24 protein-coding genes are annotated in these 25,887 nt (G+C 66.5%); 14 read left to right on the top strand and 10 right to left on the bottom strand.

Annotation, left to right across the window (positions count from 1 at the left end):
• Window positions 1–635: 635 nt before the first annotated feature.
• Both AC3WQZ_RS22610 and AC3WQZ_RS22605 read right to left on the bottom strand, forming a co-directional pair.
• The gene (locus AC3WQZ_RS22610) at window positions 636–1,931 is read right to left on the bottom strand and encodes a hypothetical protein (protein WP_492301293.1); all 1,296 of its coding nucleotides are present in this window, start codon (window positions 1,929–1,931) and stop codon (window positions 636–638) included.
• A gap of 101 nt (window positions 1,932–2,032) precedes the next feature.
• Complete coding sequence (locus AC3WQZ_RS22605; protein ID WP_010812527.1) at window positions 2,033–3,022, bottom strand: Bug family tripartite tricarboxylate transporter substrate binding protein; 990 nt, start codon at window positions 3,020–3,022, stop codon at window positions 2,033–2,035.
• A gap of 154 nt (window positions 3,023–3,176) precedes the next feature.
• On the opposite strand from AC3WQZ_RS22605, the gene AC3WQZ_RS22600 reads away from it, so the two are divergent.
• On the top strand, window positions 3,177–4,106 hold the full coding sequence (locus AC3WQZ_RS22600; protein WP_010812526.1) for a LysR substrate-binding domain-containing protein: 930 nt from the start codon (window positions 3,177–3,179) through the stop codon (window positions 4,104–4,106).
• 17 nt (window positions 4,107–4,123) lie between these two features.
• Here AC3WQZ_RS22600 and AC3WQZ_RS22595 read toward each other — a convergent pair whose 3' ends face one another.
• Together AC3WQZ_RS22595 and AC3WQZ_RS22590 are read right to left on the bottom strand one after the other, a co-directional pair.
• Window positions 4,124–5,092, bottom strand: coding sequence for a Bug family tripartite tricarboxylate transporter substrate binding protein (locus AC3WQZ_RS22595; RefSeq protein ID WP_052181699.1), 969 nt, complete (start codon window positions 5,090–5,092; stop codon window positions 4,124–4,126).
• 62 nt (window positions 5,093–5,154) lie between these two features.
• Window positions 5,155–6,768, bottom strand: coding sequence for a sulfatase family protein (locus AC3WQZ_RS22590; protein WP_010812524.1), 1,614 nt, complete (start codon window positions 6,766–6,768; stop codon window positions 5,155–5,157).
• 98 nt (window positions 6,769–6,866) lie between these two features.
• Between AC3WQZ_RS22590 and AC3WQZ_RS22585 the strand changes: the two genes are divergently transcribed.
• Window positions 6,867–7,778 (top strand): LysR family transcriptional regulator, encoded by a 912-nt coding sequence (locus tag AC3WQZ_RS22585; protein ID WP_081225793.1) that lies wholly within the window; start codon window positions 6,867–6,869, stop codon window positions 7,776–7,778.
• A 28-nt stretch (window positions 7,779–7,806) separates the two neighbouring features.
• On the opposite strand, the gene AC3WQZ_RS22580 is transcribed toward AC3WQZ_RS22585, so the two are convergent.
• From AC3WQZ_RS22580 to AC3WQZ_RS22570, 3 genes are all read right to left on the bottom strand, one after another.
• Window positions 7,807–9,009, bottom strand: coding sequence for an acyl-CoA dehydrogenase family protein (locus AC3WQZ_RS22580; RefSeq protein WP_058698916.1), 1,203 nt, complete (start codon window positions 9,007–9,009; stop codon window positions 7,807–7,809).
• Between the two features lie 35 nt (window positions 9,010–9,044).
• Window positions 9,045–10,043 (bottom strand): Bug family tripartite tricarboxylate transporter substrate binding protein, encoded by a 999-nt coding sequence (locus AC3WQZ_RS22575; RefSeq protein WP_492293976.1) that lies wholly within the window; start codon window positions 10,041–10,043, stop codon window positions 9,045–9,047.
• Between the two features lie 122 nt (window positions 10,044–10,165).
• Entirely contained in the window at window positions 10,166–11,011 is an 846-nt protein-coding gene (locus tag AC3WQZ_RS22570) for an IclR family transcriptional regulator (protein WP_492301289.1), read from the bottom strand.
• Between the two features lie 125 nt (window positions 11,012–11,136).
• On the opposite strand from AC3WQZ_RS22570, the gene AC3WQZ_RS22565 reads away from it, so the two are divergent.
• Window positions 11,137–12,372 (top strand): CaiB/BaiF CoA transferase family protein, encoded by a 1,236-nt coding sequence (locus AC3WQZ_RS22565; protein ID WP_010812519.1) that lies wholly within the window; start codon window positions 11,137–11,139, stop codon window positions 12,370–12,372.
• An 18-nt stretch (window positions 12,373–12,390) separates the two neighbouring features.
• Here the strand turns inward: AC3WQZ_RS22565 and AC3WQZ_RS22560 are convergent, their stop codons facing one another.
• Window positions 12,391–13,311 (bottom strand): LysR family transcriptional regulator, encoded by a 921-nt coding sequence (locus AC3WQZ_RS22560; RefSeq protein ID WP_010812518.1) that lies wholly within the window; start codon window positions 13,309–13,311, stop codon window positions 12,391–12,393.
• A 187-nt stretch (window positions 13,312–13,498) separates the two neighbouring features.
• Between AC3WQZ_RS22560 and AC3WQZ_RS22555 the strand changes: the two genes are divergently transcribed.
• Window positions 13,499–14,842: a DUF3100 domain-containing protein gene (locus tag AC3WQZ_RS22555; protein WP_454750292.1), complete on the top strand. Its 1,344-nt coding sequence runs from the start codon at window positions 13,499–13,501 to the stop codon at window positions 14,840–14,842.
• 25 nt (window positions 14,843–14,867) lie between these two features.
• Complete coding sequence (locus tag AC3WQZ_RS22550) at window positions 14,868–16,040, top strand: M20 aminoacylase family protein (RefSeq protein ID WP_454750291.1); 1,173 nt, start codon at window positions 14,868–14,870, stop codon at window positions 16,038–16,040.
• A gap of 10 nt (window positions 16,041–16,050) precedes the next feature.
• Here AC3WQZ_RS22550 and AC3WQZ_RS22545 read toward each other — a convergent pair whose 3' ends face one another.
• A complete protein-coding gene (locus AC3WQZ_RS22545) occupies window positions 16,051–16,632 on the bottom strand; it encodes a hypothetical protein (RefSeq protein ID WP_492298024.1) in 582 nt (193 codons plus the stop codon).
• Between the two features lie 108 nt (window positions 16,633–16,740).
• On the opposite strand from AC3WQZ_RS22545, the gene AC3WQZ_RS22540 reads away from it, so the two are divergent.
• Complete coding sequence (locus AC3WQZ_RS22540; RefSeq protein ID WP_010812514.1) at window positions 16,741–17,283, top strand: MarR family winged helix-turn-helix transcriptional regulator; 543 nt, start codon at window positions 16,741–16,743, stop codon at window positions 17,281–17,283.
• Here the strand turns inward: AC3WQZ_RS22540 and AC3WQZ_RS22535 are convergent.
• Window positions 17,280–18,503, bottom strand: coding sequence for an IscS subfamily cysteine desulfurase (locus AC3WQZ_RS22535; RefSeq protein ID WP_011616635.1), 1,224 nt, complete (start codon window positions 18,501–18,503; stop codon window positions 17,280–17,282). The genes AC3WQZ_RS22540 and AC3WQZ_RS22535 overlap by 4 nt on opposite strands.
• A gap of 369 nt (window positions 18,504–18,872) precedes the next feature.
• Between AC3WQZ_RS22535 and AC3WQZ_RS22530 the strand changes: the two genes are divergently transcribed.
• From AC3WQZ_RS22530 to AC3WQZ_RS22495, 8 genes are all read left to right on the top strand, one after another.
• On the top strand, window positions 18,873–19,406 hold the full coding sequence (locus AC3WQZ_RS22530) for a flavin reductase family protein (protein WP_011616636.1): 534 nt from the start codon (window positions 18,873–18,875) through the stop codon (window positions 19,404–19,406).
• Window positions 19,407–19,442: 36 nt separating this feature from the next.
• Window positions 19,443–20,927 (top strand): 4-hydroxyphenylacetate 3-hydroxylase family protein, encoded by a 1,485-nt coding sequence (locus AC3WQZ_RS22525; protein ID WP_010812511.1) that lies wholly within the window; start codon window positions 19,443–19,445, stop codon window positions 20,925–20,927.
• Window positions 20,928–20,972: 45 nt separating this feature from the next.
• Complete coding sequence (locus AC3WQZ_RS22520; protein ID WP_010812510.1) at window positions 20,973–21,353, top strand: cupin domain-containing protein; 381 nt, start codon at window positions 20,973–20,975, stop codon at window positions 21,351–21,353.
• Between the two features lie 2 nt (window positions 21,354–21,355).
• Window positions 21,356–22,699: an amidase gene (locus AC3WQZ_RS22515; RefSeq protein ID WP_492301286.1), complete on the top strand. Its 1,344-nt coding sequence runs from the start codon at window positions 21,356–21,358 to the stop codon at window positions 22,697–22,699.
• Between the two features lie 47 nt (window positions 22,700–22,746).
• Window positions 22,747–23,973, top strand: coding sequence for an ABC transporter substrate-binding protein (locus AC3WQZ_RS22510; RefSeq protein WP_011616637.1), 1,227 nt, complete (start codon window positions 22,747–22,749; stop codon window positions 23,971–23,973).
• 67 nt (window positions 23,974–24,040) lie between these two features.
• The gene (locus tag AC3WQZ_RS22505) at window positions 24,041–24,730 is read left to right on the top strand and encodes a DUF2848 domain-containing protein (protein WP_492298017.1); all 690 of its coding nucleotides are present in this window, start codon (window positions 24,041–24,043) and stop codon (window positions 24,728–24,730) included.
• 49 nt (window positions 24,731–24,779) lie between these two features.
• On the top strand, window positions 24,780–25,553 hold the full coding sequence (locus tag AC3WQZ_RS22500) for an ABC transporter ATP-binding protein (RefSeq protein ID WP_439672436.1): 774 nt from the start codon (window positions 24,780–24,782) through the stop codon (window positions 25,551–25,553).
• 17 nt (window positions 25,554–25,570) lie between these two features.
• On the top strand, window positions 25,571–25,887 hold a 317-nt coding region (locus AC3WQZ_RS22495; protein ID WP_492301284.1), incomplete at its 3' end, for an ATP-binding cassette domain-containing protein.

Here is a 25,887-nt window from a genome sequence, read left to right as displayed (position 1 = left end):
GCGACGCGGCCGCACCCAGCCCTTCCGGCGAGGTGCCATTGCTGACAAGTCGGGGGAGTCCTGTTGACGTAGCGACCACTGTGCCAGCCTTAATCAGCGATTGTGACCGGACTTCCACCAATCCAACGTCCGTTTGGAGTGGGGGGTGCCGGGTTGAGACAGCCGCGTCGTGGCCGCACCTTCGCCGGCCGATAGGCCGATTTCTCACTGTAAAATGCCTTTAGCATCACTTATGTGATGCTTGCGCTACCTGTTGCGCCGGTCCGTGAAGCCCGGACCGGGCGTGGCTCGCGCTTGGCGGGACCTTGTCAGGCCCGGGACTGCCGAATGCTCATCATCAGTTTTGGTGAAGAATGCCCTTTTTGCACGCCCTGTTTACAGGCGGGCGGCTGCGGCAGCGCGCCATAGCCAGGAAGCGGGCCAACATCGGACTTGGCACCAAGGGCGGGAGACAAGGGGACTGCCAGGTACGCAGGTTGCGGCCGGCGGCAATTGCCGCCAGCGTGACCTGGCTGGCGGCGTGTGGGGGAGGGGGGCTTCGGAGAGAGGGCGCTGCCCATGGCGCTTCCAGGCTGGTGCCTTTGGCGCAGGGGTACAGGGCAGCAGCGTGCTGCGACGCTTGTGTCGGGGGCGCCTTACGCCTGGCCTGCCTCGTCGATCAGCGCGGAAACGTCGACGATATACATCTGCCGCTCGGAGTCGTGGATCGAATCGATGCACACGTGCCGCCCGTCGCGGCTCCAGCGTGGATGCAGGTCGCAGCGGTTTTCCTTCTTCAGGACCGGGCTGGTGTAGTAACTGCCCAGGTCATGGCGCACGCCCTGCGCCATGTCGAAGAGAAACAGCACGCGCTCGTTGGTGTGCGCGTCGGGATAGGTGTCGCTGAGCAGCCAGCGCTTGTTGGTGGGCGAGAAGGTCATGTGACCGTTCTCGGTCAGGATGCCGTCGCCGATGACTTCAACCTTGCCGCCGGGGCTGTCGTGGTAGAGGTGGTAGTGGATGCTGCCCGCGTGCGGTCCCCACACGATGATATTGCTATCGTCTTGCCAGAGCGGATGGGAGATCTGGTACTCGGACTTCTCATAGTCGAAGGTGCCGACCGCGTTCGGATCGAAATCTTCGGCAAGCTGCGGCAGCGGATGGTCGGAGCATTCGAGCAAGCGCATGTCGCTGCCGTCCGGATTGACCGTGATCAGCCGGTGCAGGAAGCAGGTTTCGTCCTCGACCCGTTCGGTCCAGCGGTGCAGCAGCAGCACGCGCGATGAGGACGGGTTAATTTCGATGTGGCTGACCCAGTGGATGGCCTTGTCCATCGAGGCGCGCGGATTGAAGTTGCGCAGGTCAGCGTAGCTCACGACCAGGCGCGTCTGGCCGGTGCGCAGGTCCATGTAGTGGATGCCGTCGTCGGCGGGCGCATTGTCCAGCGCGGGCTGGGTGCCGTGGTCGCTGTAGCCGATGGTCTGGTGCGTGACGTAGAGGCGGCGGTAGTCCACGCACAGTGCATAGCGGCTGTCCGGCGCGACCACATAGACCGGCATCGGCAACTGGCGCGCTTCACCGGTGTCGAGGTTGAAGATGGTGGCGCCCAGGTTGGGATAGAAGGCCTTCGCGTCCTGGGTGCGGCAGTTGTAGACAAGCTGGCGCTGTGCTTCCCCATCCAGCCATTGCAGCTGCGAGCCCATCTGCCAGTTCCAGGCGGTAGTTACCCCCACGCGATGGAAGCGGTCGTTGTCCTGCAGGTCGAAGTAGCCGATCTCGGCAACCAGGTCGGGGGTCAGGTCGGCATCGGCCATCGGCACGCGCTGCGCCAGCAGGTAGCGGCCGCTGCGGTCCCAGTTGGTCTTGTTGTAGTAGCCGAAGAAGTGATGATGCTCGCCCGCGCCGACGCGGCGGCAGGGCAGCGGCTTGGCAATGATGCGTTCCGTTGACATGAAGCGTGTGTGTCCGTGTTGAAGCTGAAGTCTGGAAGGGGCAATGGCTGGCCGCGCGGCCAGCCATGAAGGGGGAGTGTCCGTGCGCGGATGGAAGCCGCTTATTCGGCGGTGATCCTGCCCTTCAGGATCACCTGGTCCCAGCGCACTTTCTCCGCGGCGACGAACTTCTGCGCGGCATCGCGCGTATTGGCCACCGGGGTCATGCCCTGCTCTTGCAGTCCCTGCCGGAACTCCGGCGTGGCCACGATCTGGCGGATATCGGCGTTGAGCTTGTCCGCGATCGCATCGGGCACCCTGGCGCCAACCGCAACCGTGGTCCAGGAAGTCGCCACGAACGACGGGTAGCCGGCTTCGCTGGCAGTGGGCACATCGGGCAGCGCGGCCGAGCGGGTCTTGCCGGTCACCGCCAGCGCCTTGAGCTTGCCGGAGCGGATATAGGCCAGCGTGGTGGGCGGATTCTCGAACATCATGTCGATCTGGCCGCCGAGAAGATCCGTCATGGCCGCGGAGCTGCCCTTGTATGGCACGTGCGTGATCGGGGCATTGGCATTAAGGCGGAACAGCTCACCCATCATGTGCACCGAGGAACCGACGCCGGCCGAGCCGAAGGTCCGCGTGTCTGGCTGCTGGCGCGCCAGGCTGGCCAGTTGCTGCAGGTTGTTCACCGCCAGCTTCGGGTTGACCACCACCACGTGCGGCATCTCGGCCAGCACCGTCACGACCTTGAGGTCGGTGGCGGGGTTGTAGTTCAGCTTCTTGAAGGTGGCATAGGTGGCGTGCAGGCCCAGCGAGCCCAGCAGCAGCGTGTAGCCGTCGGGCGCCGCATCGACCACGGCCTTGCCCCCGATATGGCCGCCGGCGCCGGGCCGGTTCTCGACCACCACCGATTGCTTGTAGAGCTTGCCCAGCCGGTCGGCCAGCATGCGTGCCTGCAGGTCCGAGCTGCCCCCGGCGCTGAACGGCACGATGATCCGGATCGTGTGGTCCGGATAGCCCGGCTGGGCGAGCGCGCTGCCCGTGCCGGCGATGGCCAGCACGGCCGCAACGATCGCGCGTTTCCAAACATTCCGGGGTGAATGCCGCTTCATCAACTTTCTCCTTGGGTTCTGGTCCTGCCGTCTTGGAAGCGGCAATGCGAAGCGAGTGTAGAGGAGGGGTTGGCATTCTGAATAATTCTTTGTTCAATGCACCCTATGCAGATTTGATATACATTGCCCGACGCGCCCGTCCCTTGCCGATGCCATGTCCCGTCCCCTGAATTTCCGCCAGATCGAGGCGTTCCGCGCGGTCATGCTGACCGGAACTACGACCGCGGCCGCTGCCATGCTGCATACGACCCAGCCGTCGGTGAGCCGATTGCTGGCCCAGATGCAGGCGGCGACTGAACTGAAGCTGTTCGATATCCAGAAGGGCCGGCTGCGGCCGACGCAGGAAGCGCGGCGCCTGTTCGACACGGTGCAGAACCACTTCCAGGGGCTGGCGCGGATCGAACAGGACGTGGCGGTGCTGCGCAAGTCCGGCACCGGCGTGCTGCGTATCGGTTGCACGCCTTCACTCGGGCTGGGGGTGATGCCCAAGGTGATCCGGCCGTTCACCGAGCGCCACCCGGACGTGCATATCAGCCTGCAAACGGTCGGCGGGCACCAGTTGCGCGAAGGGTTGCTGCATGGCCTCTACGACCTGGTGCTGACCACCAGCGAGATCGATCATCCGCACCTGGATGTCAACGTGGTGCATCAGTCGGGGGCGGTGTGCGTCATGCACCCGGAACACGCGCTGGCGGCGCGCGACACCCTTCGCGTGCGCGACTTGCGCGGGCAGTTCCTGATCCTGCTGAACGCAGACGATGCGTTGCACCTGGCGGTGCAGCGGCTCATGCAAAAAGCCGGCGCCGAGCCGTCGGCGACCATCGAGACCACTTACTCAGGCACGATCTGCACGATGGCGGCCGAAGGGGCGGGCATAGGGATCGTCAATCCCTATGTCGCGGCTGTATTCGGACACGGCTTGCGGGTGGTGCCGCTCGCACCGCGCTGCCCGGTGGAGGTGCGCATGGCGTTCTCCGGGCATTCCGCGCCATCGGAGATCGCGGAGGAATTCGCGGCGCTGCTGGCGGCGCATTTTCGCGTGCGCTCGCCGCTGGCGGAGAAGGCGGGGCGGGGGCGGGGCTGAAGGCCCCGGGCAGTCGCTCAGTCCAGCGACACGCCGAGCTTGCGGATCAGTTCGCCCCAGCGCGTACGCCCCGCGGCCAGCCATTGCGCTGCCGCCGCGCCGTTGCTCGTCTGCGGCCGCACGCCCTGTGCCAGCAGCTTCTTCTGGAAATCCGCGTCCGCGAAGACGGTCTTGAGCTGCTGCTCCCAGCGCGCACGGATGGCCGCGGGCGTGCCTGAGGGCAGGAACATGACGAAGGCGAACTCGGCATCGAAGTTGGCGATGCCGGTCTCTGCCACCGTCGGCACGTCCGGGAGCAAGGGGTCGCGCTTGAGGCCGGACACCGCAAGCGCGACCAGCTTGCCGCCCTTGATGTATTGCACGGCGGTCGGCGTGGCCAGGAATCCTGCCGGTACCTGACCCGCGAGCACGTCGCTCAGCGCTGGCGCATTGCCCTTGTATGGGACATGGGTGCCCCGGATCTGCGTGCGTGCCTTCAGCATCTCGAACACAATATGGCCCGGCGATGCTACGCCAGCAGATGCATAGGACAGGTCTTTGTCCTTGCCGGCAGCCAGGAACTGCTTCAGGTCGCGGATTTTCAGGCCGGGATGCGTGACCAGCACCTGATTGAAGGTGCCGGCCAGGCCAACCGGCTCCAGGTCGCGGACCGGGTCGAACGACATCTTGCGATAGGCGAACGGATTGACGGTGACAACGGTGTCAGTCGACATCAGCAACGTGTAGCCGTCCGGCGTCGCATGCGCGACGGCTTCGGCACCGATGTTGCCGCCGGCGCCGGAGCGGTTCTCCACCACGACCGGCTGCTTCAGGTCGCGCCCGGCACGCTCGGCAATGAGCCGTGCCACGGTGTCGAGCGGGCCACCTGCAGGAAAGTTGACGATCAGGCGGACCGGCTTGGCCGGGTAGGCATCCTGCGCGCAGGCGGGGACCGCGGCCGCCAGCATGGCTGCGGCGATCAGTATTCTGAAGGGACGGCGTGTCATGGTTGTCTCCGTGGATATTGTTGTCATGGGGTGCTGCCGCTGGTGGCGCGGGCGGACCCGATTCAGGCAAGCGCGGTCGGATTGGGGCTGGCGTCGCTGTGCGAGATCATCGTGACCAGCAGCTGGTGCAGCAGCGCCTGGCGCGTGCTTGCCAGCGCTGGCGCATCCCACAGGTTGTGCGATTCGGTTGGGTCGGTTTCAAGGTCGTAGAGTTCGCCCCACGGCGCGCCTTCGTACACACTGAGCCGATAGCGCGCGGTTTGCAGCGTCCGCATGCGCGTGCGCATGGGGAAGCCGAACATGGTGCGCTGGTTCTCTTCCTCGATCAGCAGGGCTTCCCGCGGCAATGCCTCGCCGGCGATGGCGGGCAGCAGCGACAGGCCTTGCATGCCGTTGTAGGGCGCGCAGCCCGCGCGCGCGAGGATCGACGGCGCGATATCGATGCTCGAGCACAGTGCCTGGCTGCGCGCGGCGCGGGCATCGGTGCCCGTGCGCGCTGCGGGTTCCGACCAGATCAGCGGCGTGCGGATCAGGCCCTGGTAGTGCAGCGGCCCTTTCCAGAGCAACTGGTGATCGCCGAAGAAGTCGCCATGGTCGCTGGTGAACAGGACCACAGTGTTGCGATCCAGGCCGAGCGCGGCCAGGTGCGCCATCACGCGGCCGATGGTGTCGTCGATATGCGCGATCGAGCCATAGTTCAGCGCCAGCGCTTCGCGGGCCTCGCGCGCCGTGCAGGCGAACATCGCCGGCGTATGCTTGACGGCGCGGCCGGCGTCGCGCTGCGCGTGCATCCAGCGCAGGTGCGGCGGCGCCAGCGCCGGATCGGCGTCGAACGAGGGCGGCAGGGTCATGTCCTCGGGCCGGTACATGTCCCAGAAGCGGCCGGGTGGCGTGAACGGGTGATGGGGATCCGGAAACGAACACTGGATCATGAAGGGGGCGTCTTCCTGCGCGTATTGCCCGAGCAGGTCAATGGTGCGATCGCCGATCCATGCCGTGGTCGACAGCGTTTCCGGTACGCGCGTGCGCCAGGCCTGCCGCGCTTCGGCCAACACATAGCCAGGCGTCGGGATGGCATGCTCCTGGCCGCAGGCACGCGCTACTTCGGGATGGCGCTGCTCCAGCCAGCGCCGGTAATGCCCGCCGGCCGTGTCGCCATGGTCGGTCACCAGCTGCACGTCGGCAAAGCCGTAATACGGCAGGGACATGGCGAAGTCAGGATCGTCGCGCCAGGCCGGTCCCCATTCCTGGTCGAAGCGCCCGCTTTCAGGCCGGCGCGCTTCGCCCTCCGTGCGCGGATCGCCGGGACGTGGCCAGACGGGCGCAAGGCCGGTCATGTTCTGCAGATGCGATTTGCCGACCAGCCCCGTGCGATAGCCGGCATCGCGCAACCGCTCGACAAACGTCGTCTGTGACAGCGGCAAGGGAATGCCATTGTGGCGCGCGCCGTGTACCGACGGCATGCGCCCGGTCATCAGCGATGCGCGGTTCGGCATGCAGATCGGCGAGGCCACATAGCAGCGCTCTGCCACCCAGCCGTGGCTGCCGAGCCGGTCGATATTGGGCGTCTGCACCACGGCGTTGCCATAGATGCCGAGATGGTCGGCGCGATGCTGGTCGGTGATGAACAGCAGGAAATTGGGGCGGGCGCTGGCGGGAATGCTGGACGGGGGCATGGCAATGGCGGCTTGCGGGGGATGGAAAAATTATTGCATCGTCCGCGATTCCATTGAAATGATTAATATGACCTCTGCTATAACCTGAAACTCATACCATGGACTGGACCCAACGGATGCGTATCCGCCAGCTGCATGTGCTGGTGGCGCTACATGAAACCCGCAATGTCAGCCGTACCGCTGCGCGCCTGAACATGACCCAGCCAGCCCTGTCGCGCTGGCTGGCCGAGCTGGAGAGTGAACTGGGGGTGGCGCTGTTCGAGCGGCATTCGCGCGGCCTGGTGCCGACCCGCTTCTGCGAAGCGCTGGTCGTACATGCCCGCACCATCCTCAATGAGATCGAACGCACCCAGGCCACCATTCGCGTGATGGCAGAAGGCGCGGCTGGGCAACTGGCGATCGGCGCGACGCCAACCGTATCGGTCGACCTGCTGCCGTCGGCGATCAGCCGGTTCCGCGAGCGCTTTCCCGATGCCCACCTGACGCTGGCAGAGGGCACCGTCGAAGACATGCTGCCGGCCCTGCGCGAAGGACGGCTGGACTTCGTCATGGGGCGTACCGAAGTGCAGGGCATCGACGGCGAGCTGCGCTGCGACCTGCTATATCCGGAGACCATCCGCGTGATCGCCGGCCCCACGCATCCGCTTGCGCGCAAGCGCAAGGTCGGGTGGGCGGATACGCGCGCCTATACCTGGGTGGGGCCGCCCGTGACCAGCCAGATCCGGCGCGAGCTGGACTACGAACTGGCACTGGCCGGCGAACCCGCCCCATGTGTGCGGATCGAGAGCGCGACGTTGCTTGCCAACGTGTCGCTGCTGCAGCAGGGAGAACTGCTGGCCGTGATGTCAGGCCGGATGGCAGCGTTCTTCAGTCGCCTGGGGCAGGTGGCGATATTGCGGCTGCCATACCGGCGCGAGGGCATGGTCGGCGTGCTCCGGCGCCGGGACACCGAGCAGACGCCGCTGCGGCAGGCGTTCATGGACGCGCTGGCTGCCAGCGCGCACGGATAGTCAGATAGTCAGCAAGGACGCAATCCGGCTACTGCGCCGGTTGCCTCGCATCTGGCTCAGGCCCACTCCCCTCCAGCGCCGCCCCACGCGCCTCCATCGTCCTGCGCGCAATATTGAGCTGGTGGATCTGCGTCGTGCCTTCATACAGCCGGAACAACCGCACATCGCGATAGAAGCGCTCGGCCACGGTGCGTGCCATATACCCGCTGCCGCCGAACACCTGCACCGCGCGGTCGGCCACGCGGCCGGACATTTCGGAGGCGAACAGCTTGCACATCGACGCCTCCATGGTCACGTCCTCGCCGGCGTCGCGCTTGCGCGCGGTGTCGAGCACCAGTGCGCGGGCGGCGTGCAGTTCCGTATTGCTGTCGGCGATCATCTGCTGCACCAGCTGGTAGTCCGCGATCGGCTTGCCGAACTGCCGGCGCTGCGCCGCGTAGCGGACCATCTCGTCGACCAGCCGGATGGCGGGCCCCACGCACAGGCCGGCCAGGTTGATGCGCTGCTTGTTGAGCGCCTTCATCGCCGTCTTGAAGCCGACATTGGGTTTGCCGCCGACGATGGCGCTGGCCGGCACGCGGCAGTCCTTCAGGTAGACATCGCCCACCGGCGAGCCGTGCTGTCCCATCTTGCGTTCCGGTTCGCTGGTGCTGAGGCCCGGGGTGCCGCGCTCGATCAGGAAGGCGCTGATGCCATGGGCTCCCGGTGTATCGGGATTGGTGCGGGCGAACACGGTGAACAGGTCGGCGATCGGCGCATTGGTGATAAAGCACTTGCTGCCGTTCAGCACGTAGTGATCGCCGTCTTGCTTTGCGGTGGTTTGCAGCGATGTCGCATCGGAGCCGGCTTCCGGTTCGGTCAGCGCAAAGCAGCCGGTCACCTTGCCGGAGGCCAGTTGCGGCAGGTAGCGCTGCCGCTGCGCTTCGGTGCCGTCGGCCACCAGCGATTCGGAGGCGATCCCGGTATTACCGCCGAAGCGGGCACGGAACACGGTGGCGGCCTGCGAGACCTCGATGTTCACCAACGCCAGCTCCTCGGTGGTCAGCCCTGCGCCACCGTACGCTTCGGGGATGCTGTGTCCGAACAGGCCGAGGCGGCGCATCTGTTCGACCACGGGCTCGGGGATGACATCGGTGCGGTCGATCTCCGCCTCTAGCGGGATGCAGGTTTCGAGCACGAAGCGGCGGATATCGGCAAGCAGCGCTTGCTGGCGGGCGGAGTCGCGGATCATGGAATGTTTCCGGTAGGTTGGATGAGCGTGTGCGGCTACTGTGCCGTGATGCCGGCGGTCTTCAGCACGCCGGTCCATTTCTTGGTTTCCGTGTCCAGGAAGCGGTCGAATGCGGCGGTGGATTGCGGTGCCAGGTCCATGCCGAGTTCGGCCAGGCGGCGTGCCGTGGCGGGGTCCGCGGTGGCCTGCGCGGCGGCCTCGGCCAGCTTGCGCACCACCGCGTCCGGCGTGCCCTGCGGCGCGACCAGGCCGAACCACCCGCCCACTTCATAGCCGGGCAGGCGCGCGGCCTCGGCCACGGTGGGCACGTCGGGCATCACGGCTGAGCGTTTTGCCGAAGTCACCGCCAGCGCGCGCAGCTTGCCGCTTTGCACCTGCTGGCGGGCAATGGCCGAGGTCAGCGCCATCATCGAGACGCGCGCGCCCAGCAGGTCGCTCATGGCCTCGGGCTGGCCCTTGTAGGGCACGTGGGTGAGCTTCACTTGCGTCATCTGCGCCAGCAGTTCGGCCGACAGATGGTTCGAGGTGCCGACGCCCGCGCTGGCGTAGGTCAGCGTGCCGGGCTTGCTGCGCGCGGCGTCGAGCAGTTCAGGCAGTGTGCGCAGCGGCGACGAAGCCGGCACCACGATCACGTTGGGTACGGCACCAATGCCCGCCACCGCGCGGAAGTCCTTGCCGCTCTTGCCCTGGATCGACGGGTTCAGCATCGGCCCGACCACATAGCTGGGGCTGACCGCCAGCAGCGTATAGCCGTCGGCGGGTGACCGGGCGACGAAGTCCGCGCCGATGGCGCCGCCGGCGCCGGTCTTGTTCTCGACGATGACGGGCTGCTTCAGTACCTTGGCCATGTTCTCCGCGGTGATGCGGGTGACGGAGTCGACCACACCGCCCGCCGAGAACGGCACGATGATCCGTATCGGGTGGTCCGGGAAGCGCGCCGCATTGTCAGGGGCGGCCAGCACTGGCAGCGGCATCAGCGCGGCGCAGGCCAGCATGCCGGCAGCGAGCCGGCGCAACGGTTGGATGGCATCCATCTTGTCTCCTTGGGTTGCCTGCGCCGGGGGATTTCCCGCGGCGCGGTTTCATGCGGGCCTCTGGCGGGCCGCTTGTCATGCCGGCGACATCGCCGGCAGAGTGCATTGCTGCGTCCTGCCGGCTAGCGCGCGCAGCTCAGTTCGATCTGCCGCACTGCCTCGCGCAGCCTTGGCGCCACCTCGCGCTCCAGCATGTTGTCGCGGTTGCGCGATGCGGCGATGGTGCAGTTCAGCGCAAACGGGTCTTCGTGCAGCGACTGGCGCACGGGTGCCGCGATCGCGTGGATCTCTGGCCGCCACTCGCCGCGGCTCAGGCAGTAGCCGTGGGTGCGGAAATGCTTCTGGTCGTCCGCCCACATCTGGCGCTCAACGTTGAAGCGCTCCGGATCGTCCACGCGCAGCCGGTTCAGCAGCGCCGTGCGCTCGTCTGCGCTGCAGGCCAGCAAGATCGCGCGGCCGATCGCGCTGGCCAGCAGCGGCCGGGTGCTGCCGATGTCCGGCTGGTAGAGGTTGCCGGGATCCAGCCGGCAACTGTCCACGTACACCACCGACAGCCGCTCGCGCATGCCCAGGTTCACCGTGCAGCCGGTTTCCCGTGCAATGGCCTCCATATAAGGCCGCGCCACCTGGCGGATCGCCAGCCCGGCCAGCATCGGGTAGGCCAGCGCCAGCACGCCGGCGCCCAGCCGGTACTTCTGGTTGCCGGGCACGCGGCTCAGGAAGCCAAGCAGCCCCAGCGTGTAGGTCAGCCGCGACACCGTCGCCTTGGGCAGCCCCGTGCGCGCCACGATGTCCTGGTTGCCCAGCACCGGGCTGGACGGCGTGAAGGCACGCAGCACCTCCAGCCCGCGCGCCAGGTTGGTGGCGAACTGGCGGTCGGTGGCCAGTGCATCCTCGCTGGCCAGGCCTGGCAGGGGCAGGTGTTCCGGGTTGCGGTCCATGCTGTGCGGTGGTTGCTTGGGTTCCATGCTGGGATCCGGAGATGGGGGCGTCAATGTTGTAGCACGACAGTTCCGCACAGCGAAACCGTGCTTGCATCCGGGCAAGCCGCCTGCCACCTTGCAGCAGACGCCAATGCCGCCGGAGGCCCGCCATGCAAGACCAGGACACACACGCTGTATCGCCAGACGCACACTGCACAGGCCCGCTGGCCGGACTGCGCATCCTGGACATGGCCACCGTGGTGGCCGGCCCGTTTTCCGCCACGCTGTGTGCCGACATGGGCGCCGATGTGGTCAAGCTGGAGCTGCCCGACGGCAGCGATCCGCTGCGCGGGCTTGAACCGGTTACCGAGGACCACGCCCTGTACTGGAAGGTGACCAACCGCGGCAAGCGCGGCATCTCGCTCGACGTGCGCACGCCGCGCGGCCGCGAGATCTTCCTGCGCTTGCTGCCCCAGTTCGATGTGCTGGTCGAGAACTTCCGCACCGGCACGCTCACGCGCTGGGGGCTGGATCTCGACACCCTGCACGCGGCCAACCCGAAGCTGATCGTGCTGCGGCTGACCGGCTTCGGCCAGACCGGGCCCGATGCGGCGCGGCCCGGCTTTGCCCGCATCTTTGAAGCCAGGAGCGGCTTCACCAACCTGGCGGGCACCGCGCAGAGCGGACCGATGCATATGAACTACCCGGTGGGGGACATGATCGCCGGGCTGTTCGGCGCGTTTGCGATTGCCACTGCGGTGGCAGAGCAGCGCGCCAGGCCCGGCCAGCGCGGCCGCGAGATCGACCTGGCCGCCACCGAGGCGTTGTTCCGCCTGCTGGATCCGCTGGCCATCGAATATGAACAGTTGGGGCATGTGCGCCAGCGCGCCGGCAACCGCACCACCTACGCGGCGCCGTCCAACATGTACCGCACCGCGGACGAGATCTGGGTCACGGTAGTGGCCTCCTCCGACGCCACCTTCCGCCGGCTGGCCGAGGCCATGGGCGCACCGCAACTGGCGCAGGCGCCGGAATACGCCACCAACGCCGGGCGCGTGCGCAATATCGAAGCGCTGGACGGCAGCATTGCCGAGTGGTTTGCCGCGCAGCCCTATGCCGCCGTGGCGGCCCGGCTGGAGCAGTGCCAGGTGCCATTCAGCAAGGTATTCAGCATCGCCGATATCGTCGACGACCCGCAGATGGCGGCGCGCCAGGCCATCGTGCGGCTGCCCGATCCGGACCTGGGCTCGGTGCCGGCGCCATGCGTGGTGCCGCGCTTCTCGGGCTATGCACCGCCGTCACCGCGTACCGGGCCGGATGTGGGCGAACACAATGCCGAGGTCTATGGGCGGCTTGGTATCGGGGATGAGGAGCTGGTCCGGCTGCGGGCGGAGGGCGTGGTCTGACACACCGGGCGCGAAGGCTCACTCCCCAGTCATCAGCGCCGAGAAGTCCCCCACGATCTGCCGCAACAGCCGTGCCGCCGGCGGCGACAACACCCGGCCCTGGCGCGACACGGTCTGGATTTCCCCCTGGTAAAGCAGGGGGTTTTTCATTGGCAGCGACACCACGGGCGCCTCGTTAAGCTGGTTCCACAAGGCCAGGCGCGTACACAGGACGTAGCCAAGCCCCGCCGCCGCGAAGTGCCCCAGCGCATTGAATGACGAGGTGGTCAGCAGCGACTGCAGGCGCACGCCCTCGCTGATCTCTGCGGCCTCGATGTGCTGGCGCACGCCGAAGGTCCGGTGCAGGGTGGCGCCAGGGTAGGGCAGCAGGTCCTGCAGGTCCAGCGGCCGGCCCAGCTGCGCCAGCGGGTGCGAGGCCAGCACCTGGGTCTGGATCGGCATCGGATGGGCGTGGTGGCAGCGCAGCCGCGCGTCCTTGGGGGGCTGGAACACCAGCCCGATATGGGCGCTGCCATCGACAATGCGCTGCACGATCTCGTCGGTGCTGCCCACCGACAGGTCCACCGTAATGCCCGGGTGGGCCAGCATGAAGGTGCGCAGGCTATGGCGCATCAGCCATTCGACGAAACCTTCGCCCGCCACGATGTCGATATGGCCGCGCGCCACCTTCTGGATGCTGTCGAGTTCGGCCAGCAACTGCTGCTTCTGGTTGTTCTGGTTGCGCACGTAGGCGGCCAGCAGATCGCCCGCCTCGGTGGCAACCACGCCGCGGCCGTGCCGCTCCAGCAGGCGCGTGCCGCAGTCCTTCTCCAGCACGGCGATGGCCCGGCTGACGGCTGAGGGGTCCATGTCGAGGACTTCGGCGGCGCCGCGGACCGAGCCGCTGTCGAGCACCTGCATGAAGTAGCGCACGCGCCGCGTGTCCAGTTTGTCGTCCATCGAAAGCACGTGTCACTCCGCTGAGCGTTGCATTGAATGCAACGAGTTTCCCATATCACGATCATTGATGAAACGCTTAGGGGCCGGAATACTAGCCCGATCCTCTCGGTAAGCGGTCAACATCGAACCGGAATGCCGAAGAAAGCACTTTTGTGCAGCATAAGCAGCCTTCCCGCGGAGACACGTGATGACCAACCCCATTGCCCAGCCGGCGCTTGCGCCCGCTTCCCCGATTGCCGCCGTCACCGGCAGTGGCAAGGTACGACTGGCCGTTGTCATGCTGGTCGTGGTGGCGATTGCCGAAACCATTGGCGCGGTGCAGTTCAAGCTGGGGCCCGGCAAGGTCGTGCTGATGCCGATGCTGTGGGCGCTGCTGATGGCCGCGGCGTGGGGCATCGCCGCCAGGAACGTGCCGCGCGCCGTGCGCATCGACGCGCCGCTGCAATCGCTGGCGACCGGGCTGCTCAATGCCGGGCTGCTGCTGTTCGTGGTGAAGCTTGGGCTGACCGTGGGCGGCGCTCTGCCGCAGCTCAAGGGCGCGGGCTGGGCGCTGCTGTTCCAGGAGTTCGGGCACGCGCTCGGGACACTGGCGCTGGGCCTGCCGCTGGCCTTGCTGCTGGGCATCAAGCGCGAGGCCGTCGGCGCGACCTTCTCGGTCGGGCGCGAGGGCAATATCGTCATCATCGGCGAGAAATACGGCATGGCGTCGCCGGAAGGCCGCGGCGTGCTGGCCGAGTACATCACCGGCACCGTGCTGGGCGCGCTCTTCATCGCGGTGCTGTCGGGGTTTGTCAGCAGCCTGGGCATCTTCGATCCGCGTTCGCTGGCCATGGGTGCCGGCGTGGGCTCGGGCAGCCTGATGGCGGCGGCCGTCGGCGCCATCGTCGCGCAGCACCCCGGGCAGGCTTCCGAGATCATGGCGATTGCCGCGGCGTCGAACCTGCTGACCTCGGTGGCCGGCTTCTACTTCACGCTGTTCCTGTCGCTGCCGCTGTGCTCATGGCTGTACGGCAAGCTGGAGCCGGTACTGGGCCGCTTCTCGCGCCGTGACGCCATGCGCGAGGTGCGGGACGTCAAGCTCGATGGCGCGCTGGCGCACGGCACCTCGGCGCGGGATGCCGCCCTGGGCTGGTTCCTGGTTGGTGCCGGCGTGCTGATCGGCAACAAGCTGTCATACAACGTGCCGGTGTCGGTATCGCTCAAGGGCATCCTGGTAGCCATTGCCATCGTGGTGGCCTGCGACCTGCTCAAGCGCGTGTTCCCGCGCGTGCCGCTGCTGCTGACGATGTCGGTGGTGGTCACGCTGATCGGCGTGCCGGGGATGTTCCCGTTCTCCGACGCCGTCATCGCCATGACGGAAAAACTCAACTTCATGACCTTCACCACGCCGGTGCTGGCGCTGGCGGGCTTCTCGGTGGCCAAGGACCTGCCGGTGTTCCGGCTGCTCGGCTGGCGCATCGTGGTGGTGTCGCTGACGGCCACGGCCGGCACCTTCCTCGGCGCCACGCTGATTGCCGAGTTCTTCCACTGAATCCCACCCGTAGCAGAGATTACCCATGTACCGCGACCCCGATATTGCCGACGACATCCGCCAGGACATGCTGGCCTGGCGCCGCGACATCCACGCTGTTCCGGAAACCGCATTCGAAGAACACCGCACCGCTGGCATCGTGGCGCAGGCGCTGGGTTTGATGGACATCGAAGTGCAGCGGGGACTGGCGACGACGGGCGTGGTCGGCACGCTGCGCAACGGCGATGGCCCCAGCATCGCGCTGCGCGCGGACCTGGATGCGCTGAACATGCAGGAGCTGGGCAAGGCCGCCCACGCTTCCACCTGCGCGGGCAAGATGCACGCCTGTGGCCACGACGGCCATACCGCCATGCTGCTGGGTGCGGCCGCGCACCTGTCGCGCAACCGCGATGCCTTCCGCGGCACGGTGCATTTCGTGTTCCAGCCTGCCGAAGAGAATGAAGGCGGCGGCCGCGTGATGGTGGAAGATGGCCTGTTCGACCAGTTCCCGGCCGATGCCGTCTATGGCATGCACAACTTCCCCCAGTTGCCACGCGGCAAGTTCGCCATCCGCGCCGGCACCATGACCGCGTTCCTGGACAACTTCGAGATCGTCATCACCGGCAAGGGCGCGCATGGCGCCCAGCCGCACCACGGCATCGATTCCGTGGTCGTGTCCGCGCACCTGATCACCGCGCTGCAGACCATTGCCAGCCGCCGCACCGATCCCACCGATTCGGTCGTGGTCAGCATCACGCAGATCCACGGCGGCGATACCTGGAACGTGCTGCCTGAGTCGGTGGTGCTGCGCGGCACCATCCGCACGCTGAACCCCGCCGTGCGGGATCGCACGCAGACGGCGATGCGGCAGATCTGCGAGGGCGTGGGCACGACCCACGAGGCGCGGATCGCGATTGACTACCGCCCCGGCTACCCCGGCGTGGTCAACACCCCCGCCGAGACCGACGCCGCCATTGCCGCCGCCGCGCAACTGGTGGGCGCCGACAACGTGAAGACCGATATCAAGCCGGCAATGGGATCGGAGGACTTCGCCTTCATGCTGGAAAAGCGCCCCGGCGCTTATATCGGCATCGGCGCCGGCGAGAGCGCGGAAGACCCGCCCCTGCACAATCCCTACTATGACTTCAACGACAGGATCCTGCCGCTGGGCGCGGCGTATTGGGTGGCGCTGGTCGCGCAGCAATTGCCGGCCAGATGATCCGCGCCCGTCAGGACCTGCGGGCTGCTTGCGCGAACACGTTCAGGAAGCCCGGCGCGGGCTGCGCGCCGGTGTGCGCTTCGATGGCGGCAGCCAGCACCGGCGCCGGCAGCCAGGGATAGGGCAGCGCCGCCTGCAGGGCCGCCAGCGTGACCGCGCCGGGATCGGCGATCGTGTCCATCCGTTCGATATGGATATGCAGGCTGGCGATACGGTACGTGCCGTCATCGCCGGCGGCAAAGCCCCAGCGGTAATGGCCCTTGCCGACGCGCAAGGCGCTGGCCGCGGTTTCCCGCATCACCACCAGCCAGGGGATCGTCATGGCGTTGCCGTCCAGCGCGGCCGCAACGTCGCCGATGTAGTAGGTCCGGCAGCGGTCGAACGTCTTCGCAAACTCGCTGACCAGCGTAGAGGCAATGGCATCCGCGCCTTCGGCCTTGGGCGGAAAGCTGATGGAGTCGGTATCGATCGAGAAGGTCAGCGACGCATCCGGAGCGAAGGCTTCGTGGATCAGCGCCGGACGATTGTTGTCCTTGGCCTCGACGTATTGGGCCAGCCGGGCTTTGGCGGTGGCGAGCGGGATTGTGTTCATGCTGGACTCGGGGGTATGGGTTGAAAGGCGGGGCGGCCAGGGTGTTGCGGCGAGTTTGTTAGAATTTGGCACAAAGCTTGTATCAAAAGCTAAGTGGACATACCGCCGATGGCAACGACTCCTGCAAATAAGAACCTGACCGTAACGCATCCGGCGTGCCTGGTCGACGGCTCGGACCGTGAATTCCGGCACCTGGTGAATGGCCTGCTGCCGTTTGCCGCGCGCCTGCTGTCCGTGCGCGACGGCTTTGGCAGCCTGATCGGCCTGACGGGGGTCCAGTATTCGCTGATCCGCTCGATCCTGCACCTGTCGCAGCAAGGCGAGGTGACGGTCAACCAGCTCGCCGACCATCTGCACCTGAGCGGCCCGTTCATCACCATCGAGACCGGCAAGCTCAAGAAGCTGGGGCTGATCGACAAGAAGGCCCATCCCGAAGACAAGCGCAAGATGCGTCTGACCATCACCGCCGCCGGGACCCGTCTGCTCAATGAACTGCTGCCGGTGCAGCAGCAGATCAACGACGTATTGTTCGACGGCGTTTCCCGCACCGAATTCAAGGTGCTGTGTTCGGTGGTCGACCGGCTGGTCGCCAACGGCGATCGCGCCGCGCTGGATCTCGAACACCTGCAGGCGCGCCGGCAGAAAGGCTAGTGCGCGGCCCACTGCACCGTGCCGACATCGATGCCCTCCTGGTGCATCTCCCATAGCGGGCTCAGTTCACGCAGGCGGGTAACGGTCTCGCTGACCTGCCGGATGACCTCGTCCACCTCTGCCTCGGTGGTGTAGCGCCCAAGCGTAAAGCGGATCGAGCTATGTGCCAGCTCGTCGCTGCGGCCCAGCGCCCGCAGCACGAACGAGGGCTCCAGTGAAGCCGAGGTGCAGGCCGAGCCCGACGACACCGCCACGTCCTTGATGCCCATGATCAGGGACTCGCCTTCGACATAGTTGAAGCTGATGTTCAGGTTGTGCGGGATACGGTGCGCCAGGCTGCCGTTGACGTAGACCTCGTCCAGCCGCGACAGCCCCGCCAGCAACCGGTCGCGCAACGCGCCCACGCGGCGCGCTTCCTCCGCAAGTTCCAGCTTTGCCAGCCTGAAGGCTTCGCCCATGCCCACGATCTGGTGCGTTGGCAGGGTGCCTGAGCGCATGCCGCGCTCATGCCCGCCGCCGTGGATCTGCGCCTCGATGCGGATGCGCGGCTTGCGCCGCACGTAGAGCGCGCCGATGCCTTTCGGGCCATAGACCTTGTGCGCCGTCACGGTGAGCAGGTCGATCTTCAGGGTATCCAGGTCGATGGCGATCTTGCCGGCGGCCTGCACCGCATCGCAATGGAACACCACCCCCGTCGCGCGGCATAGCTCGCCGATCTGCGCAACTGGCTGGATCACGCCGATCTCATTGTTGACCATCATCACCGAAACCAGGATGGTGTCCGGCCGCATGGCCGCGCGCAGCGCGTCAAGGTCGACCAGGCCGTCGGTGCCGACGTCGAGATAGGTCACCTCAAAGCCCTGCCGCTCCAGTTCGCGGCAGGTATCGAGCACCGCCTTGTGCTCGGTCTTGACCGTGATGATGTGGTTGCCCTTGCCGCGATAGAAATGCGCCGCGCCCTTGATCGCCAGGTTGTTGCCCTCGGTCGCGCCGGAGGTCCAGATGATCTCGCGCGGGTCCGCATTCAGCAGCGCCGCCACATGCGCGCGTGCGGTCTCGACCGCCTCTTCCGCCTGCCAGCCGTAGTAGTGGCTGCGCGATGCGGGGTTGCCGAACTGCTGGTGCAGGTAGGGAACCATCTTCTCGACGACCCGGGTGTCGACCGGTGTCGTCGCGCTGTAGTCCATGTAGATCGGAAGGGTGTTCGGCTCGGATTGCATGGCGCTCATTCCTGGAGGCGGATGTGGGGACGACCGTGGGCAAAGCGTACCCGCTGGTCAAGGAAAGTGGGGCCGAGTCTAGCACCGGGTAGCGGCCGTTCGCGGCAGCGCCATGCTGCCGGTAGGGTTGCTTGACGCGCGGACAGCTGCAGTTCAGGCCGCGTGGCGCCACCTGTCCGCTAGCCGGAAAAACTTGTCTAGCAACGGTTTCCGGATTTCATTGAGTCGCCTCGGGAGCTGTCCGGCTCCGCACTCTAGGGTTTCCACCAGCTTGAATGCCGTTGTTTTATAGCATTCAATAAAACCTAAGTTACAAAGGTAAATAAACAAAATAACAGGTTTGGTGACAACACTTGCGTAGGAGTCGTGATGGCTGAGTCATCTGTCGGTCAGGGCGTCAATGTGGACGCCGAAGCGCAGCGCCGCTTCAGAAATGCGTTGGCGATGTTTGCAACAGGCGTCGCCGTGATTACCGCGCCGCGCGAAGAAGGGCTGCCGGTCGGCATCACGGTGGCGTCGTTCAACTCGGTATCGCTGGATCCGCCGCTGGTGCTGTTCTCGGTGGACCGCCGCTGCCTGAGCCTTGGCGACCTGCGCAGCGCGCGGCGCTATGCCGTCAACGTGCTGGGCGAGGCGCAGCAGGATATCTCGAACCGCTTCGCCAGGGCCAATTCCGGCAAGTGGGAAGGCATCGGTTTCAGCAAGCGCAACGAGGACAGCCACGTGCTGCTGCCGGACGCGCTGGCCACCTTCGAGTGCGAGCCCTATGCCATGCACGACGGCGGCGACCACGTGATCTTTATCGGGCGGGTGGTCCGTCACCAGGCCCGCCAGGACGGCCGGCCCCTCATCTTCTTTGGCGGCAAGTACCGGGCACTGGAAGACAGCCCGGCCGCCGCCTGAATCCACAAGAACAGACAGTCAGCACAGGAGAACGACATGATCAAGACCGGTAACCAGCACATCGCCATGCTGCGCGATGGCCGCGAGGTGTACCTGGACGGCAAGCGGGTGACAGATGTCACCAGCCACCCGGCCTTCCGCAATTCGATCCGCAGCTACGCCAACCTCTACGACTTCCAGGCGCAGCCGGGCAATATCGACAAGATGACCTTCCAGCCGGCGGGCACCGACCGGCGCGTCAGCCGGATCTGGGAGCTGCCGGCCAGCTACAACGAACTGGTCGAACGCCGCCAGATGCTGGAAGCCTGGACCGAACTGCACTACGGCTTCATGGGCCGCTCGCCCGACCACGTGGCTTCCTGCATCTCGGGCATGTACATGGGCATCGATGTCTTCGAGCAGGCCGATCCGGCACGTGCCGGCGCGCTGCGCGACTACTACCGCTATGCCCGCGACAACGACCTGTTCCTCACCTATGTGATCGTCAACCCGCAGGCCAACCAGTCCAAGTCCGCGCACGAGCAGGAAGACAAGTACCTGGCGGTGGGCATCGTCGACCAGGACGCGGAGGGCATCACCGTGCGCGGCGCCAAGATGCTGGCGACCAGCGGCATCATGGCCAACGAGGTCTTCTGCAGCTGCATCCAGCCGCTGCGCGAGGGCGACGAGATGTATGCGCTGTCCTTCGCGGTGCCGATGAACACCAAGGGCCTGAAGGTGATGTCGCGCAAGTCGTATGAAGCCAATGCCACCTCGGTGTTCGACAACCCGCTGGCCAGCCGCTTTGACGAGAACGACGCGGTGCTCTATTTCGACGACGTCAAGGTGCCGTGGGAGCGCATCTTCGTCGCGGGCGACGTGGGCTTGTGCGCCAGGCAATTCCACGCCACGCCGGCGCACGTCTACCAGAACTACCAGTGCCAGGTGCGGCTGATGGTGAAGCTGCGTTTCCTGGTGGGCCTGGCGCACCGCATCACCGAGATCAACGGCACCAACAGCTTCCCGCAGGTCAGGGAAATGCTGGGCCAGCTCGCCGCCGAAGCAGGCATGGTCGAGGCCTGGGTCTACGGCATGGAGGCCAAGGGCCAGGTCGGCAAGCATGGCTACTTCGTGCCGGACCGCAGCATGCTGTACGGCTCGCAGGTGGTGACCCAGCAGCTCTACGGCAAGGTGCTGGCCACGCTGCGCGAGCTGGCCGGCGGCGGCATGATCATGCTGCCGTCGAGCATCGAGGATTTCGCCAATCCGTCGCTCGCCGGGATCATCGCCAAGACGCAGAAGTCGCCGGTGTGCAGCCCGGAAGAGCGCGTCAAGTTCTTCAAGCTCGCCTGGGACGCGGTCGGCTCCGAGTTTGCGTCGCGCCACAACCAGTACGAGATGTTCTATGCCGGCGCCACCTTTGTCACCAAGGGGCATGCCTATCGCACCTACGACTGGCAGAACGCATCCGGCCTGGTCGACAACATGCTCGGCAGCTATTCCCTTGAAAGCGAACTGGCCAAGCTGCCGCAGGCCGCCTGACTTTCCGCACCTTTCCCAATTCCCGCATCGAACACTGAGATCGACATGGCAATCACCAAACTTCACGACGAGTTCCACACCCTGGACCTGGAGTCCGGCTGGGAGGTCCCCCACGGCTATCCGTCGGGTATCCAGCAGAAGATCCTGTCCGGCTCGCTGGACGAGAACGGCCGCAGCGGCAGCCGTACGCGCCTGCTGCGTTTCCAGCCCGGCGTGTTCACCACCTCGCCCTTCGTGCATGAGTACTGGGAAGAGGTCTACCTGCTCAGCGGCGACCTGACCGTCGGCAACGACGCCAATGGCAAGGGCGGCGAGGCCTTCGTCCCCAACACCTACGCCTGCCGCCCGCCCGGCGCCTTCCATGGCCCGTTCAAGTCAGACGGCGGCTGCATGCTGCTGGAGATCCACTACTACGACCCGGCCTGATCATGGAAGCGACTATCGTAACCGCGCAGCGCCAGCTTGCCGCGGGCAGCGCCAACGCGCTGTCCCTGCTGGCGTCATGCGTCGAACGTATCTGCAATCCAGGCGGCGAGGGCGCGCGCGTATTCCCGCATGGCGTGAGCATGGCGGCGCGCAAGCAGGCCCAGGCCAGCGACATGCTGCGCGAGCAGGGCGTGGCCGGCCCGCTGGCGGGCGTGCCGGTGTCCGTGAAGGACCTGTTCGACGTGCAGGGCGACGTGACTCGCGCCGGCGCACGTGTGCTGCCGGAGCGTGCGGCCAGTGCCGACGCGCCGGTCATTGCGCGCTTGCGTGCGGCGGGGGCGGTGTTTGTCGGGCGTACCAATATGACCGAGTTCGCCTACTCGGGCGTCGGCATCAATCCGCACTACGGCACGCCACGCAATCCCTACGACCGGCAGGCGGGCCGCATTCCCGGTGGCTCGTCGTCGGGGGCTGCGGTGTCGGTGACCGACGGCATGGCCCTGGCCGCGATCGGCTCCGACACCGGCGGTTCGTGCCGGATCCCGGCCGCGTTGTGCGGCATCGCCGGCTTCAAGCCCACGGCGCGGCGCGTGCCGCTGCAGGGCACGGTGCCGTTGTCGCCCAGCTATGACTCGGTGGGCTGCCTGGCCAACACTGTGGCGTGCTGCGCCGCAGTTGATGCCGTGATGGCGGGCGAGGTGCCGCCCGCGGGGCCGGCGCCGCTGGCAGGGCTGCGCCTGGCGGTGCCCACCGGCCTGGTGCTGGAAGGCATGTCGGACGAGGTGGCCGAGGTCTTCAGCCGCACGCTGCGCCGGCTGTCCGCGGCGGGCGCGCTGCTGCAGGACGTGAGCTTCGACAGCTGGGACCAGCTGGCCGGCATCGGCGCGAACGGCGGCCTGGTCGCAGCGGAAGCCAGTGCCTGGCACGGCAGCCTGCTGGCTGAGCAGGCCGATCGCTATGACCCGCGCGTGCTGTCGCGCATCCGGCTGGCTGACGGGCAGCGTGCCGCCGACTACCTGCGCATGCTGCAGCGCCGGGGCGAGCTGTGCCGGCAGGCCGATGCCGAGCTGGCGGGATTCGATGCCGTGGTCCTGCCCACCGTGCCGGTCGTGGCGCCGCGCCTCGCGGACCTGGACGACGACGAAGCCTTCTTCAGCACCAACCGGCTGCTGCTGCGCAACCCGGCCATCGCCAACATGCTCGACCTGTGCGCGCTGTCGGTCCCGTGCCATCGCCCGGGCGACGCACCGGTGGGGCTGATGCTGTTCGGGCGCCACCTGTCCGACCGCAGGCTGCTGGCCATCGGCATGGGCATCGAGGGGGCATTGCGGCACGAGCGGGGTTGAGCCCCCGCAGCAGTACAGAAGTACCCATAACTACAGTGGAGACAACAATGCCTGATATCCGTACCGGCGCCGCCGTACTGGCCTGCGCCACCCTGTTCGCGGCGACTGCTTCCGCAGCCGACCCGGCCCCCATCAGCGACGGCGTGGTCAAGATCGGTGTGCTGACCGACATGTCGTCGATCTTTTCCGATATCGGCGGCAAGGGCTCGGTGGTGGCCGCGCAGATGGCCGTGGACGATTTCGGCGGCAAGGTGCTGGGCGCCCCCATCCAGGTGGTCAGCGCCGACCACCAGAACAAGACCGACGTCGCCGCCACGCTGGCGCGCGGCTGGTTCGACAACCAGAAGGTCGACGTGATCCAGGACGCCCTGCCGTCCTCGGTCGCGCTGGCGGTATCCAACCTGGGCAAGCTCAAGCACAAGATCGTCATCGCCAGCGGTGCCGGCACCACGCGCCTGAGCAATGAAGACTGCTCGCCCTACACCATCCAGTATTCGTACGACACCTACGCCTTTGCCGCCAACACGGTCAAGGCGCTGGCCCGGCGCGGCGACCACAGCTGGTACTTCCTGACGGTCGACTACGCCCTGGGCGCGTCGCTGGAGAAGGACGGCACCGAGGCGCTGTCCAGTGTCGGCGGTACCCTGAAGGGCAAGGCCAGGCATCCGATCAACTCCGCCGACCTGTCGTCCTACCTGCTGCAGGGACAGTCCTCGGGTGCGAAGGTGATCGGTTTGGCCAACGCTGGCGCCGACACGGTCAATGCGATCAAGACCGCCGCGGATTTCGGCATCAACACCGCGGGCAAGCAGAAGCTGGCCGGGCTGCACATGTTTATCAGCGATATCCACAGCCTGGGGCTGCAAGCCGCGCAGGGCATGACGCTGACCACATCGTTCTACTGGGATCGCGACGACGCCACGCGCGCCTGGTCGCAACGCTTCTTCGACAAGACCGGGCGCATGCCGACCCTGGTGCATGCCGGCGTGTATTCGTCGACCACGCATTACCTGAAGGCGATCCAGGCCGCGCGAACCGACGACAGCGATGCCGTGCTGGCCCGCATGCGCGAGACCCCGGTCAATGACTTCTTTGCGAAGAACGGCACGATCCGTGCCGACGGCCTGATGGTGCACGACATGTACCTGGTCGAAGTGAAGCGGCCGCAGGAGTCCAAGCGCCCTTGGGACTACTACAAGATCAAGAGCGTGATTCCCGCGAGCGAAGCGTTCCGCCCGCTCAGCGCAAGCACTTGCCCGCTGGTCAGGAAGTAAGCCCACATCCCTCATCGAGGCCGGCATTCCAGCCAGCACTCCACCCCATTGCAGAGAGCAACCGATCATGCAGACCCTTACCTTTGAACTCGACAGCTGCCAGGGCAAGTCGCAGCGCACCGTCACCATCCATCAGCTCATCGTGGCGGGATGGACCGGGCGCGACGTCGAAGCCATGGAAGCCCATATCCGCGAACTGGAGGAGTTGGGCGTGAAGCGCCCGCCCTATACGCCGGTGTTCTATCGCGTCGCTGCGCAACGCCTGGGGCCGGCCCCGGAGATCCAGGTCAGTGGCGAGGCCAGCAGCGGGGAAGCCGAGTTCCTGCTGGTCCGGGACGGCGATGAAATCCTGGTGGGCATTGCCTCGGACCATACCGACCGCGAAGCCGAGACCTACGGCATCACCGTGTCCAAGCAGATGTGCGAGAAGCCCTGCGCCCCGGCCTTGTGGCGCCTTGCCGAGGTGGAAGGCCACTGGGACCGGCTGATGCTGCGCTCCTACGCCACCATCGACGGCGAGCGCGTGCTGTACCAGGAAGGTCCGGTGACCGCCATGCGCTCTCCTGCGGACCTGCTGCAGCGCTTCAGCGGCCATGGCGGCGACTTTGGCGAAGGCTCGGCCATGCTGTGCGGCACGCTGCCCGCGATCGGCGGCATCCGCCCGGCCGAGCGCTTCGAGATCGAGCTGGAAGACCCGGTGCTGGGGCGCATGCTGCGCCACGCCTACGCGGTCGCGGCGCTGCCCGTGGCGGGCTAAGCATGCCGCGCGATTCCAACCGAAACGGCAGCGCCACGGAGTCAAGGCCATGCACCACGACCTGATACTAGAGACCCGCAACCTCGGCAAGGCCTTCCGCGGCTTTACCGCGGTGAGCGATGTCAACCTGCAAGTCCGCCGCGGGTCGATCCATGCATTGATCGGCCCCAACGGCGCAGGCAAGACGACTTGCTTCAACCTGCTCACCAAGTTCCTGGAGCCGACCACCGGCACCATTCTTTTCAACGGCATCGACATCACCCGCGAAAAACCCGCGCAAATCGCGCGGCGGGGCATGATCCGCTCGTTCCAGATCTCGGCGGTGTTCCCGCACCTGACGGTGATGGAGAACGTGCGCATCGGGCTGCAGCGGCAGCTGGGCACGGCCTACCAGTTCTGGCGCAGCGAGCGCTCGCTCGATGTGCTCAACGACCGCGCCATGGAGCTGCTCGAGCAGGTCGGTCTGACCGAGTTCGCGCAAACGCTGACGGTGAACCTGCCGTACGGGCGCAAGCGCGCGCTGGAGATCGCCACCACGCTGGCGATGGAGCCCGAGCTGATGCTGCTCGATGAACCCACCCAGGGCATGGGCCACGAGGACGTGGACCGCGTCACGCAGCTGATCAAGAAGGTCTCGGCGGGCCGCACCATCCTGATGGTGGAGCACAACATGAGCGTGGTCTCGTCGATCGCGGACAAGATCACGGTGCTGCAGCGTGGCGCGATCCTGGCCGAAGGCCCGTATGCGGAAGTGTCCAGGGACCCGCGCGTGATGGAGGCCTACATGGGCACCGCCGACGCGGAACTGCAGGGCGCGCACTGAGCCGGGAGACCAACGAGATGACCTCATTGAACACACGCGCCAATACACCCGCGCTCGAGCTCAAGGACCTGCACGCCTGGTACGGCGAATCGCACATCCTGCACGGCGTTGACCTGACCGTGAACCGCGGCGAAGTGGTCACGCTGCTGGGCCGCAACGGCGCCGGACGCACCACCACGCTGCGCGCGATCATGGGCCTGACCGGGGCGCGCAAGGGCTCGATCAAGGTCGACGGCCACGAGACCATCAGCCTGCCGACGCACAAGATCGCGCACTACGGCATTGGCTATTGCCCCGAAGAGCGGGCGATCTTCTCCAGCCTCTCATGCGAAGA

Source organism: Cupriavidus sp. FW305-26 (genome assembly GCF_058787975.1).
The sequence above is the reverse complement of the archived record's forward strand: the minus strand, read 5'-3'. Positions and strand labels throughout refer to the sequence as shown.